The organism is Flavobacterium sp. IMCC34518, from assembly GCF_027111095.2.
In the GTDB taxonomy this organism is placed as follows: Bacteria; Bacteroidota; Bacteroidia; order Flavobacteriales; family Flavobacteriaceae; genus Flavobacterium; species Flavobacterium praedii.
This window is the reverse complement of the sequence record NZ_CP114284.2, coordinates 169,030-182,289: the sequence shown is the minus strand read 5'-3', so window position 1 is coordinate 182,289 and position 13,260 is coordinate 169,030. Positions and strand designations below refer to the sequence as shown.

Here is a 13,260-nt window from a genome sequence, read left to right as displayed (position 1 = left end):
ATCTGTGTAAATCTGTGCAATCTGTGTTTAACCTTTTTTACAAATCCATAAAAACATCTTCTATGGTTGGTTTTATGATTCGGATTGCTACCTCTATATGTTTTTTTTCTTCTAAATAATTCATTAATGCATCAGGATCAAATTCTGTTTCCTTGTCAGTATAATGAATCGATTCCCCAAAGGCATAAACGCTGTACTGACTCGGATAATTTTTTAAATCGAGTAGGAGCTGATATGTGTTTTTGGCTCTCACATCATAAATGGTTTTCTCGTATTTCTCGATGATGTTTTGAGGGGAATCAATTTTTAAGATTTGTCCTTTTTGGATCAAAGCAATTCGGTCACACAAAGCCGCCTCGTCCATGTAGGGTGTTGAAACCAATATCGTAATTCCTTTTTGTTGCAATCGCTTAAGCATTTGCCAAAATTCTTTTCGGGAAACGGGATCTACTCCAGTTGTAGGTTCGTCCAGAAATAGAACTTTTGGTTTATGAATTAAAGCACAACACAAAGCCAGTTTTTGTTTCATTCCACCCGAAAGCGCACCAGCTCTTCGGTTTTTAAAAGGTTCTATTTGAATGTAAATATCTTTGATCAAATCGTAATTTTCTTGAATGGTGGTGCCAAAAAGGGTCGCAAAAAAAGTCAGATTTTCTTCGACGGATAAATCTTGGTACAAGGAAAATTTACCCGGCATATAGCCCACACAATTCCGAATGGATTTGTACTCTTTCACAACGTCAAAACCCGCTACGGATGCAGTTCCTTCATTGGCAAAAAGCAGCGTGGTCAATATCCTGAAAAGTGTCGTTTTTCCGGCGCCGTCAGGACCAATGAGGCCAAATATTTCCCCTTCACTTACTTCAAAAGAGAGGGTATCAACGGCTTTTATCTTGTTGTACGACTTGGAAATATTTTGGACGGTGATGCTCATTTTTTTGGAGGAAGTTTAAATGTTTAAAGTTTAAAGTTTTTGAACCATTAAGGGATTAAGCTTAATAAACTTAATTTCTTAATGGTTTAATTTTTGTTTTCCCTTCTCAAAGGTTAGGGGGTTATCCACATTTCGGCAGGCATTCCTATTTTAAGACTTCCATCATTTTTCACTTCGACTTTTACGGCATAAACCAAGTTGACTCTTTCTTCTTTAGTTTGAATGATTTTTGGCGTAAACTCAGCTACCGATGAAATCCAAGAAATGGTTCCCGGATACGATTTCATTACGCTTCCATTATCAATTTTTACGGTTACTTTTTGATTCAGCTTTATTTGAGGAAGTTGTGTTTCACTAATGTATACCCGTAAAGTCATTAGACCAAGATTGGCTATTTTATAAATTGGTTTTCCAAAGGAGGTAATCTCATTGGGTTCGGCATATTTTGCCAAAACGGTCGCCTGAATGGGATTGATTATTTTACTTTTTTTAATTTGGTCATTTGTCTTTTCAATTTGAACATCAAGCGAAGCAATTTCGTTTAGAATGGGGGTATTTTGGGTTTGAACCCCTTTTATTTGCTCCTTTATAACCGCTATTTTTCCTTCTATTTCATCTACTTGGCGTTTGGTGGCGGCGTTTTCGGCAAACATATTCTGAACCCTTTTTTGTTCTATTAAAGTGGTTTTGAGTTGTGCTTGCAAAACATCTATTTGTGATAAAACATTGGCCGATTTAGAATACACCGTTTCTTTTGAGGCCAAAAGTTGTTGTTTGTTGTAATGCAATTGCGTAGTATCGACCAATCCTACCAAAGTATTCGCCTGTATTATGTCACCTTCTTCGAGATTTAAATACTCCAGTTTTCCATTGGCTTCAGCCGAAATGGTAACTTCAGTTGCTTCAAAATTGCCATAACCATCGGCTTTGCTGTCGTTGCTATTGCACGAAAATAGACTTGTTAAGAGTAATATTGTAATTAGATGTTTCATTTGCTTAAAGATTTATTCGTTTGTAACACCTTTGTCAAAGTTTTAAACTTTGACAAAGGTTGTAGACTTACTAAAGGCTTCCTTTTGTAACTTGATAATTGGCTTTGGCGAGTTCCAATTGTATTTCGTGAATTTTTTGACTGTTTTTGGCTTCAAACAAATTGGTAAATTCGGTCAAATATTCGGAGGCGGTAATGACGCCGTTTTTTAATTGTGAACTGGCCGATTTTTCTACATATTCTCGTAGTGTGATTATTTCGGTATCGGTTGCAATGTTGGCTTCTGATTTTTGAATTTCAGCACTGATTTCCTGTAATTGAATGTTGTTATTGAGCAAGAAAGTTTCTTTTTCGGTAGCGACAATGTCAGCGGAAACGGACAGTGCTTCCTTTTCGGATTTCGATTTATTCCAATCAAATACATTCCAATTGGCTTTTAAGCCAACCATAAGAATAGGTTCAAATGAATTTTCAACCATATTCAATCCTGGATTTCCATAACCAGCTATTCCAAAGGCGTTTAATTTGGGTAGATTGTTTTTGGCAACTATGCTTTTTGAAGCTTCTATTTGCTGGTGTTGCAATTCGAAATATTTTAATTCAGGACGATTTATTGCAGTATTGGTTTCAGTAGCAATTATTGGTTTTTCTAAAATAGTTGTTTCTGAAATATTTGAATAGGTTATGGAAGAAAGATTCTCGAATAGTTTTTTCTTATCGAATTGAATTTCTGAAAGTTGTTGTTTTATTTTTAAATTTTCGGCTTCTAATACTTTTTCGGAAGCTGGTAAAATGGCACCAAATTGAATGCCCGATTTCACCTCTTTTATTTTGGAATCCAATTGTTTTTGTTTAGTAATCAAAAGATCTTTTCGCTCTTGCAAAAGTAAAATAGAAAAAAACAACTGATTGATTCTAGATTTGAGTTGGTATAAATTGACCTCGACTTGTTGTTGCTGGGTTTTGGTTTGCGCTTCTTTGAGTTTGGTATTAGCATCAATCAATCCACCATTATACAACAACTGATTCACATCAAGAGTGGCTTTGTATTGGTCTTTATTTAGGGGGCTTACAAAAGGGTTTGGGATTTCGGTCACTTGATTTTGGTAGGTTCCCTGTGCATTTATATCAATTTTTGGAAGTTTACCAGTTTGTATAGCATTGACCTCATAATCGGATTTTTGCTGTAACAAATCGATTTGTTTGGCTGTTGGATAATTTTGACGCACCAAAGAATAACAATTTTCCAATGTCATTTTTTGCTGTGCTTGTGCAAAAAAGGATACTAGAAATAGAAGGGTAAAGGTATATGTTGAAGTTCTCATTTTTTTATCGAATTAATAATCGTTTCTGCTATGCTCGTTTTTCGTTCCTCCATCATTTCGTCGAATTCAGTTTCTGAAAGCTGAATAATGCCTCGTACCATCATTTTGGCTGCAAAAGGAAAAACGGTCATTGAAAAAATATCCAATAGAAGTTGTTTAGGGTTCATTGGTTTTATAATTCCGCTGGCTATTTCTCTTTCTATTTGGGCTAATAATGGAGTAGGGTTGGGACGGTTTTTATGATTTAGAAATTTCAGTACGAATTCGGGATTGTTGTTCATTTCCTGAATGACAAATGGTGGTAAGTAGGGATTGAGAATGACGAACGATATATAGCTATGGGTAAATTTTCTAATTTTTTCAAAAACCGTAGCCTCTGAATTAAATATCTCATTAATCTGTGGTGCCAGTTGAGAGAAAGCATTCATGAACACCGCTTCAAAAAGCAATTGTTTGTTTTTATAACAATAATGCAACATGGCTTTGTTAATACCAGCTTCATCCGCGATTTCTTGCATGCGAGCGCCAGAGAATCCTTTTTTTTGGAACACTATTCTGGCGGCATTGAATATTTTTTCTTCGGTTGTCATTGTTTCTAACTATATGGTTTAACCATTTGGTTAACAAAGATAGGTAAAAAAAGTATTTCGGGTTGAAATACTTTGTGATTTTTTTTGACACAGATTACACAGATCACCACTGATTAATTTGTGCTAATTTGTGAAATTAGTGGCTAATATTTTTTCATCTATTTTCTTTCTTCTTTCACAAATATATTAAACAATAATCCACCTAGTAAACTGCCGTAAAGTGTCGAGTTTACCGGTTTTGATGTTATGGCACAACTGCCCGATGCACATCCCACGAAGTGATAATACAAATAGCCACCCATGGCACCAATGACAATTCCGATGCCCGTGATAATGATCGCTTTCTGGGTCATGAGTTGCTTTTTTCTACAATTACTTTAATTAAATCAGTAGCGCTCAAAACTCCTGATTGTCTCCATAATTGCTTTCCGTTTTGGAAAAGAATCATAGTAGGTACTCCGCGAACTTGGTACTGCGAAGCGATTTGTTGATTCTTATCCACATCAATTTTGATGATCGAAATGCGTTCACCCAAATTGTCTTTGACTTGTTTTAAAATGGGAGCCAATGTTTGACAAGGCCCGCACCAAGTGGCAAAAAAATCAACCAAAACTGGTTTGTCGGATTGAATAATGTTGTTGAAATTGCTCATTTTTTGGTGTATTTATTTCTGGGAATGGAGCAACCATTGGGTCCACAGCCCGTATTGAAAATTGCTTGAACAAAGAAAAACAGTCCGAAGGCTATAAAAAACCATTCGTGTGTGTAGTAAGCCTGTGCAAATAAGAAAACAGCAAAAGCCAAACGAAAAATTCGCATAACGTGCCAGTTACTAAATAGTAATTCTTTCATTTTTTAGGTTTATAAAAAGTTTAAATTGTTTGAAATCCTACAAGGTTTCAAAAACCTTGTAGGTATGTTTCTTGTTTTCAATATACTTACAAGGTCAAAAAAAGAACTTGCAGGAAAGCTGGTTCTGAATGGTCTCCTGCTTTAACTTGATAATTTTTTTATTTTCAATAACTTTTGTCCAATTTTATATTTGACATCATAAGCAATTTCTTTTTGCAAAGTTTCTAAAGCTATTTCAGTTTTGCTTACGAGTAATACTTCAGCATAATTACTGCTCATGCTTACATTTAAAACACCTTCCAATTGCTTAAATTTTTCGGTAACCGTATTTTTGCAACCACTACAGGTAATTCCTTCGAAGGGATATAAATTGACAAGCACTTCATTATTTTTTTGCAATTCAATGAATAATTCAGAACCCGTTCTTGGCGTGGCAGAATCTTGACAAACTTCCATTTTTAGAAAATGAAAACTGGCATTAAAAAGCAATTTATATTCTTCTAGGCTTCCGCCAAAAGGTGGGCCATTTTCAAAAGCACGATTGAATAATAATCCAATAATTTTGCCTTTTTGGGCAAGCAGCTGGTGCATTTTCCAAACGTATTTTTGGCGCATGGTGGGTGGCAAAGCGCAAAAGAAGGTTTGTTCGATTATTAAGTCGTATTCGCCTTGATGTTCAAAAAAGTCACCCAATACAATGTTGATGTTGGGATTGTCTTTGAATTTGTTTTTTAGGTTATCGACCAATGTTGGTGCGATATCAATGACGGTAACATTTTTAAAACCTTTTTCAAGAAGATAAACCGCTTCATGAGTATTTCCGCAGCCGGGTATTAAAATTCGACTGTTTTTATTTTCTAAAGTATTGATGTAATGTTTTATGGGGGGAGATACTTCGCCAAGATCCCAACCTGTTGAATTGGCTAGGTATTGATTGTCCCAATAGGTTTGATCCAAAGGTTTTTCACAAGATAGCACGCAGCATTTTAGTTCCTCCATAATTTATATTTTTTTTCGTGTATTTAATCCAAAAGGCAAGTACAAAGGGCAAATTCCAATAAAACTGGTTAAAACAAATACTACTGCTAAAGCAAGAAGAACGTATGCGAGTGTGCCACTTATGATTCCGGTGTATGTTAAAACAGTTAAAATAATTGCTATAAATAATCGCACCAACTTGTCTGTAGAACCCATATTTTTTTTCATAATAAATTGTTTTTTTTAATGATTTTATTTTTTTCTTAGTTGTAAAACAGGTAATTAAAGTTACGTATAAAAATCTTTCTCTGAAAATATTTTAATTGAAACAAAATTGTTTCGATTCAGTGATGCCGTTAGAGCAATGGCATTAAATTAAGGTTCAAATATTAAAACGGAAGCTGATTTTTGACAACAAAGGCAATAGTTTTTATAAAATCGATAATCGATAATGGTTAATTTTCACTCTAAAATTTCTTAACGTAACGTTTTTTTTGCGTGAGGGATAGGAGCTAGCTACCAAAGTAGCGCGGATAGCCCGACAGCAGTAGGGAAATGGGCCGAATAGTTAGTGTAATAAGTTGGCCCATTTTCCTACTGGTGGCACGCCCTAATTGTTCTTTTATTTCAAAATTTTACTTTGGCAGACAAAATCGGTTCTTGGGATATCTGTTTTTGCAATGGCATTGAAACCACCTTCAATCTCGGTGAAATTTCTAAATCCTCGAGACTGCAAAATGGAAGCGGCAATCATGCTGCGGTAACCGCCGGCACAATGCATGAAAAAGTGCTCTTTTGGATCGATATCTTTTATCCAATCATTGATGTTTGCCAGGGGTTTGCTGTAGGCATCTTCGATATGTTCAGCACTGTATTCGCTTTCTTTTCTAATGTCAATGATTTTGCTTTCACCAATTTTCACTTGCGTTTTGAATTGGTCTGCATCGATTCGGTTTATGGTGTCTATTTCTTTTTCTGCTTTTTTCCAAGCTTCAAAACCACCTTCTAGATGTCCCAATAAATGATCAAAACCAACGCGACTCAATCGGGTTACCGTTTCTTTTTCTCTTCCTACTTCGGTAACTAAAATAATTGGTTGTTTGACATCGGCGATCAATGCGCCTACCCAAGGGGCAAAATCGCCATCTACGCCAATGTTTATGGATTGTGGTATAAAACCTTTGGCAAAATCACTGTTGTTTCGAGTGTCTAGGATTAAAGCGGCAGTACTTTCTGCTATGGTTTCAAATTCAGCTACAGTTATACCTTTTAATCCAAGGTCTAAAACATTCTCAAAACTAGTGTATCCTTTTTTGTTCATGGCAACATTCATTCCAAAATAAGCTGGAGGAGGGAGCAGACCGTCTGTGACTTCATTGATGAATTCGGCTTCGGTCATATTGGCTCTCAGTGCATAGTTGGTAGCTTTTTGATTCCCAATTGTTGATACTGTTTCTTTGCTCATGTTTTTACCACAGGCACTTCCTGCGCCATGGGCGGGATATACGATTACATCATCAGCAAGAGTCATGACTTTGTCTCTTAAGGAATGGAAAAGTAATCCTGCCAATTGTTCTTGAGTCATTCCAGCAGCTTTTTGGGCCAAATCAGGTCTTCCTACATCGCCAATGAATAAAGTATCTCCAGAGAAAACAGCATGGTCTTTTCCGTTTTCGTCGACTAGCAAATAAGTAGAACTTTCCATAGTATGACCAGGAGTGTGCAGTACTTTTATTTTGATATTTCCAATTTCAAAAATTTGATTATCTGTTGCAACAATGGCATCAAATTCTGGTTTTGCGGTTGGTCCATAGACTATTGCAGCTCCAGTTTCTTTGCTTAAATCCAAATGACCCGAAACAAAATCGGCATGAAAATGGGTTTCGAAAATGTATTTCAATTTGACTCCATCACGTTCGATTCTATCCAAATAGGGTTGTGTTTCTCTAAGTGGGTCAATTATTGCCGCTTCCCCATTAGAAGTGATATAATACGCTCCTTGTGCTAAACAACCTGTATATATTTGTTCAATTTGCATGATTTTTTAATTTTAATGTGATACAAAGTTAATCTCGATTTTCGAAAAAGTTTGTGATAATTGTTACTTTTAACTAAAGTTTATTTCAAGATGGTTTCTTTAATGATAATGTAGATTCCCATGACTAAAATAAACCAGCCAAAAACGGGCTTAAGCTTGTCTCCATCTACTTTTTTGGATAATTGAGTACCAATAAGCATTCCTATAAATGCAATAGCTGAAATTGTAAATAAGAAAGGATAATCAATGGGTGTGCCAATGTATAAATCACCAATAAAACCGATGGAAGAATTAACAAAAATGATTAATAATGAAGTTCCAACAGCTTGTTTCATTGGTAAATTGGCAAAAAACAATAGTGCTGGAATAATTAGAAATCCACCGCCAGCCCCTAAAAATCCAGTTACGATTCCGACTATAGAACCGATTAGTGCTAATTGCCAGTAATTGGTTCCTACAGATTTTATGTTTGAATTGGATTTTCGAATCATTGAAAACGAAGCTGCCATCATCAAAACGGCAAAAATAATCATGATTAGAAAATTTTTGGTGACTTGAAAATCATTTAGAGTAAAAAGTACATTCGGGATCTTTAGAATAATTACTTCTCGGATGATTAATATGGAGATAACAGAAGGAAGAGCAAAAAATAATGCGGATTTGACTTTGAGATTTCCCATTCGGTAATGGCTGAAACATCCTGATAAAGCAGTAATTCCAACAATAAATAAGGAATAACTAGTAGCCAATTTTGGATCAATTTTAAATAAATAAACCAATATGGGAATGGTCAAAATAGAACCACCACCACCAATTAGCCCTAGAGAAAGACCTATTATTATTGAAGCCAAATAACCGAAGTATTCCATATTTTGTTTTTATTTACTGCAAAGATGCGGAGACTATTTTTGATATAAAGTAACTTTTATCACATTTAGAAGTCAGAAGTCAGAAGTCAGAAGCCAGAAGTCAGAAGGCAGAATGCAGAAGTTAGAATGCAGAAGTCAGAAATCACTATTCACTATTCACTTCTCACTATTCACTATTCACTATTCATTATTCACTATTCACTTCTCACTATTCACTACTCACTATTCACTACGCATAACTACATCAGTATTTCAATTTGGTTGCGATGCAGAATAACTAAACCTCTTTGTTCCATTTTTTTGAGTAATCTCGAAATCACTTCGCGGGAAGTATTCAAATCTGAGCCAATTTCTTGATGTGAAAGTTTAAGTTCTTTGCAACCACAGGCTTCGACTTGGCGTTTTAGGTAAAATTCCAGACGTTCGTCCATAGCTCTAAAAGCAATGCTGTCAATGACTTCAAGAACTTCTTCAAAGCGATTGCGATAAGTACCTATCACAAATTCATACCAAGATCGATGTTGCATCATCCATTTATCCATCAAAGATAAAGGTACCATTACCACCTCAGAGTCCTCAACAACTTTGGCCATAATTTGGCTTTTTTCATTCTTTGCTGCACAAACCATCGATAGGGCACATGCTTGGCCAGGTTGTAAATAATACATAAAAAACTCTCCGCCATCGTCATCTTCGCGATAGACTTTTATAGTTCCTTTGGTAACTAATATGGTGTTTTTGATATATTGACCCGTACGCATAATTACCTCTCCTGCGGAGAATTGTTTGATCACTTCGTTTGTTTTTATATCTTGAATCAATTCATTTGAAAAGGAAGGAAAATTTATTTTTAATGGATCAAGCATTTTGATTTCTTTTTTTAATTTTTAGTTTGTTGGCAATACTGTAAAAGTAGTAAAAAAGTAAAAGTAATTTTTAAATGAATGTGTTGTAAAATTTAACAAATTGTGAAAAAAATAAAAGAAAGGGACAATTAACTCTTTATTTTAAACAATAAATAAAAGATATTGATATTCATTGAATATTGATTTTCACGAAAACGTTTTCTTTATTTTATTGATTAATTCACAAAAAAGAGGTGATTTGTTTGAGGAAAAACTCGTATTTTTACATAAAAATATATATTATGAAATCGCCATGGGCTTTAAACTAAAAGTATAGAGATTATCATAGCGAAACCCTATTTCCAAAAATTAAATACTAATTAGATATGAATTTAACACAAGAAGATTGGATTTCACAATTTGAAGCCGATGATAGAGCAGTAATGCTAGATGTGAGAACAGAAGACGAATGTGATCAAGGTATAATAGAAGGTTCTGTAAATATTGATTTTCATAAAGGTCAAGAGTTTGTTGATGCGATAGCTGCATTGGATAAAAACAAAAATTATTATGTTTACTGTCGTTCAGGCGTTCGAAGTGCAAAAGCATGTGAAATGATGAACGAGTTAGGGGTTGAAAACACCTATAATTTACTCGGTGGTATAATAGAATGGAATGGTGATATAGTTTAACATTTCAAAAAAAGAGGCTAAAACCACTTTTTAAATTTAAAGAAAATCTAAAAAAAATAACCTAAGAATGAATACAATACCTCAAGAATTTCAGATTACTACACCACTTATTCAAGATACTTACTTGGTAAATGGTGAATTAAAAAAATGGACAGGAAAAACAACACCAGTATATTCAACAATTTCTTCTACCGAAAAGTATGAACCTACATTATTGGGATCCATACCATTTATGGGAGAAGCCGAAGCACTTGAAGTAGCCGAGTCTGCAAAAGCTGCTTTTAATAACGGGCAAGGATTATGGCCAACCATGAAAGTGGTAGATCGTATTCATTGTATGGAGAAGTTCGTTGCCCAAATGAAAGAGACTCGTACCGAAGTTGTAAAACTTTTGATGTGGGAGATAGGAAAAACGCTTGGTGATTCCGAAAAAGAATTTGATAGAACAGTAGAGTATATTAATGATACTATCGAAAGTTATAAAGAATTAAACAGTCGTTCGGCACATTTTTCTAAAGTGCAAGGAATTAATGCTATGGTTCGTAGAGGGCCTATTGGAGTTGTTTTGTGCCTTGGGCCATACAATTACCCATTGAACGAAACTTTTACTTTGCTAATTCCCGCTTTGATTATGGGAAATCCAGTAATTTTTAAACCAGCGAAACATGGTGTTTTATTAATTTCTCCTTTATTGGAAGCTTTTAGAAGTAGTTTTCCAAAAGGAGTAATTAGTATTGTTTATGGAAGAGGGCGTGAAATCGCTTCGCCAATAATGAAATCTGGAAAAGTTGATATTTTGGCTTTGATTGGTAATAGTAAATCGGCTATTGCTTTGCAAGACCAACACCCAAACAAAAACAGATTGCGTTTGGTGCTAGGATTGGAAGCTAAAAACCCAGCGATTATTTTACCAGATGCCGATTTGGATTTAACAATTCAAGAATGTATTGCAGGAACTTTATCTTTTAATGGTCAAAGATGTACTGCGTTAAAAATTATATATGTACACGAAAATATAGCTGCTGAATTCAACAAGCGTTTTGCAGAAAAAGTGGATGCACTTGCGTTTGGGAATCCTTGGGAAAAAGGAGTTGCTTTGACACCGCTTCCAGAGGCTGAAAAACCTGCTTATATTCAAGAATTAATTGATGATGCTACAAGTAAAGGTGCTAAAGTTATAAATGCTAAAGGAGGAGAACATTCTGATAATTTTATATTTCCAGCTATTTTGTTTCCTATAAATAAAGAGATGAGAGTATATCATGAAGAGCAATTTGGTCCAGTAGTTCCAGTTTTGACTTTTAAAGATATTCAAGAGCCATTGAATGATATGGCCGAATCAAATTACGGACAACAGGTAAGTTTATTTGGTAAAAATATCAAAACTATTGCCCCACTTATTGATACTTTGGTGAATTTAGTATGTAGAGTAAATTTGAATAGCTCTTGTCAAAGAGGACCGGATGTTTTTCCATTTACAGGAAGAAAAGATTCTGCTTTCGGGACATTGAGTATACATGATGCTTTGCGTTCGTTTTCTATTAGAACTTTTGTTGCTTCAAAAGACAATGCCTACAACAATGAAATATTACAGGAATTGTTAAACAGTAAAGAATCTAATTTTATAAATACCGATTATATTTTATAATCATTTTTTAAAACTATTTTAAAAGCCGTCTCATTTTTCTGGAATGAGACGGCTTTTGTTTTAACTCATAAATAATAGATATGTAATTTGTATAATTGACTGTTTTTGAGTTTAATGGTGATAAGTTCTTTCAAAATGTTTATATTTGTAAGTAGTCATTTTCTTGTTTGCCGATACAGGTTATTAAGAACAAGTTATTCTAAAATGATATAATTGATTTGAAAATTTATTAAGCGAATAAACATCAAAAAGAAAATTAAAATAGTTGCTAAGAGTTTTCATGAGCGTTTGCATCGTGAGCCCTATTATGTACATCCAAAATTAAAATTTATTCCCAACATAGTTATTAATCTCATCACCTTGTGTGTTGCATTAGCTTTGATCACTACCCTTTTATATTTATTGATTCGCTTTCTTATAAAAGCATTTTATCATTTGTAATTAAGAACTAATTTTTTTTGCAAAGAGAATTAATACTAAACATAAAAATCATCTTTTTTATTGGATACAGACAAAATTTGTAATTAAATTTCTAAGTAAGTTATTCTTTTAAGAGTATAAGGATTTTAGTTCGGAGTGGTTTATTTCTTTTTATTACTTTCAGGAGTTTCTTTGTGCATTTTGAAGATAATTTAAATTTTCTAATTGCCAGATTTATTTGATGATAGGTATTGAAAAGAGATTTAAATTGAATAACCAATATTGCTGTTAAAAATGTAGGAGGTTTTGAGATTCCTTCCAATGTAGTTATGATTTACTATGATGATTCTAAAGTGACTTTTTTTTTAAATTCAAGTGTTTTTGAAGCTATTCGGAAAAATAACGTAATTTCTTTAAAAATAATTAAAAAAATAAAATGGATAAAGTTTAAAAATGATATCTATATGGAAGTGTATTTATTAAATAATTTACATAAAAATCAATATATTGGCAAATAATTTAATATTTATTAAAATATTGTCAATTTACTGATTTTTATCTAAAAGTATATAAAATTATGATAAATATCAGCTTTAATACTATAACGTTTTCTTAAATTTGTGATATAATTTAATAACTAAGCCATGAAAGTAAAATTTAGATTTTTAATAGTACTAACATTATTAATTGTTGCAGGAAGTAAAAGCGTAGCTCAGGAAATAAGTTGGATTGCGCCAGAATATTCTAATTCTTTAAAAAATCCTTTTGTAGGAAATCAGAAAGCGACTAATGAAGGGAAAGAGATTTATAATCAAATGTGTGTGTTGTGTCATGGTTTAAAAGGTCAAGGAAATGGAGAAGCTGGTTTAACACTTCAGCCCAATCCAGCAAATTTTTTAGCTTTAAATGTAAAATCTCAAATGGATGGTGCGATTTTTTGGAAAATAACCAACGGTAAAGCACCAATGGCAACTTATTTTGAACTTTTAACTGATGACCAGCGTTGGAAATTAGTAAACTATATTCGAGAACTTGAGAAAAAATAGGATTTAAAATATAAATTTTAAAAATTTAAAAA

15 protein-coding genes are annotated in these 13,260 nt (G+C 33.7%); 3 read left to right on the top strand and 12 right to left on the bottom strand.

Annotation, left to right across the window (positions count from 1 at the left end; all coding sequences use genetic code 11):
* Positions 1-37: 37 nt before the first annotated feature.
* The 12 genes from OZP06_RS00715 to OZP06_RS00660 form a co-directional block, all read right to left on the bottom strand.
* On the bottom strand, positions 38-934 hold the full coding sequence (locus OZP06_RS00715) for an ABC transporter ATP-binding protein (protein WP_281324097.1): 897 nt from the start codon (positions 932-934) through the stop codon (positions 38-40).
* Between the two features lie 113 nt (positions 935-1,047).
* A complete protein-coding gene (locus tag OZP06_RS00710; protein ID WP_269223217.1) occupies positions 1,048-1,926 on the bottom strand; it encodes an HlyD family efflux transporter periplasmic adaptor subunit in 879 nt (292 codons plus the stop codon).
* Between the two features lie 70 nt (positions 1,927-1,996).
* On the bottom strand, positions 1,997-3,250 hold the full coding sequence (locus OZP06_RS00705) for a TolC family protein (protein WP_269223216.1): 1,254 nt from the start codon (positions 3,248-3,250) through the stop codon (positions 1,997-1,999).
* Positions 3,247-3,840 (bottom strand): TetR/AcrR family transcriptional regulator, encoded by a 594-nt coding sequence (locus tag OZP06_RS00700; protein ID WP_281324096.1) that lies wholly within the window; start codon positions 3,838-3,840, stop codon positions 3,247-3,249. Before OZP06_RS00700 ends, OZP06_RS00705 begins: the two co-directional genes overlap by 4 nt.
* A gap of 158 nt (positions 3,841-3,998) precedes the next feature.
* Positions 3,999-4,193 carry a DUF6132 family protein gene (locus tag OZP06_RS00695; protein WP_281324095.1) on the bottom strand — a complete coding sequence of 65 codons (195 nt, stop codon included), beginning with the start codon at positions 4,191-4,193 and terminating at the stop codon, positions 3,999-4,001.
* Entirely contained in the window at positions 4,190-4,492 is a 303-nt protein-coding gene (gene trxA, locus OZP06_RS00690; protein ID WP_281324094.1) for a thioredoxin, read from the bottom strand. Before trxA ends, OZP06_RS00695 begins: the two co-directional genes overlap by 4 nt.
* On the bottom strand, positions 4,489-4,692 hold the full coding sequence (locus OZP06_RS00685; protein WP_269223213.1) for a hypothetical protein: 204 nt from the start codon (positions 4,690-4,692) through the stop codon (positions 4,489-4,491). Before OZP06_RS00685 ends, trxA begins: the two co-directional genes overlap by 4 nt.
* Before the next feature lie 141 nt (positions 4,693-4,833).
* Positions 4,834-5,691: a methyltransferase domain-containing protein gene (locus OZP06_RS00680; protein WP_281324093.1), complete on the bottom strand. Its 858-nt coding sequence runs from the start codon at positions 5,689-5,691 to the stop codon at positions 4,834-4,836.
* A gap of 3 nt (positions 5,692-5,694) precedes the next feature.
* On the bottom strand, positions 5,695-5,898 hold the full coding sequence (locus OZP06_RS00675) for a DUF2892 domain-containing protein (RefSeq protein WP_281239362.1): 204 nt from the start codon (positions 5,896-5,898) through the stop codon (positions 5,695-5,697).
* Positions 5,899-6,292: 394 nt separating this feature from the next.
* Positions 6,293-7,708, bottom strand: coding sequence for an MBL fold metallo-hydrolase (locus OZP06_RS00670; RefSeq protein ID WP_269223211.1), 1,416 nt, complete (start codon positions 7,706-7,708; stop codon positions 6,293-6,295).
* An 80-nt stretch (positions 7,709-7,788) separates the two neighbouring features.
* Complete coding sequence (locus OZP06_RS00665) at positions 7,789-8,577, bottom strand: sulfite exporter TauE/SafE family protein (protein WP_269223210.1); 789 nt, start codon at positions 8,575-8,577, stop codon at positions 7,789-7,791.
* A gap of 239 nt (positions 8,578-8,816) precedes the next feature.
* Positions 8,817-9,443 (bottom strand): Crp/Fnr family transcriptional regulator, encoded by a 627-nt coding sequence (locus tag OZP06_RS00660; RefSeq protein ID WP_269223209.1) that lies wholly within the window; start codon positions 9,441-9,443, stop codon positions 8,817-8,819.
* A 365-nt stretch (positions 9,444-9,808) separates the two neighbouring features.
* Here OZP06_RS00660 and OZP06_RS00655 point away from each other — a divergent pair, with 365 nt between their 5' ends.
* The 3 genes from OZP06_RS00655 to OZP06_RS00645 all read left to right on the top strand — a co-directional run bounded on the left by OZP06_RS00655 (position 9,809) and on the right by OZP06_RS00645 (position 13,228).
* On the top strand, positions 9,809-10,114 hold the full coding sequence (locus OZP06_RS00655) for a rhodanese-like domain-containing protein (RefSeq protein ID WP_269223208.1): 306 nt from the start codon (positions 9,809-9,811) through the stop codon (positions 10,112-10,114).
* A gap of 67 nt (positions 10,115-10,181) precedes the next feature.
* Positions 10,182-11,762, top strand: a complete 1,581-nt coding sequence (locus OZP06_RS00650) for an NADP-dependent glyceraldehyde-3-phosphate dehydrogenase (RefSeq protein ID WP_269223207.1) — start codon at positions 10,182-10,184, stop codon at positions 11,760-11,762.
* A 1,064-nt stretch (positions 11,763-12,826) separates the two neighbouring features.
* Positions 12,827-13,228: a c-type cytochrome gene (locus tag OZP06_RS00645; protein WP_269223206.1), complete on the top strand. Its 402-nt coding sequence runs from the start codon at positions 12,827-12,829 to the stop codon at positions 13,226-13,228.
* Positions 13,229-13,260 lie beyond the last annotated feature (32 nt).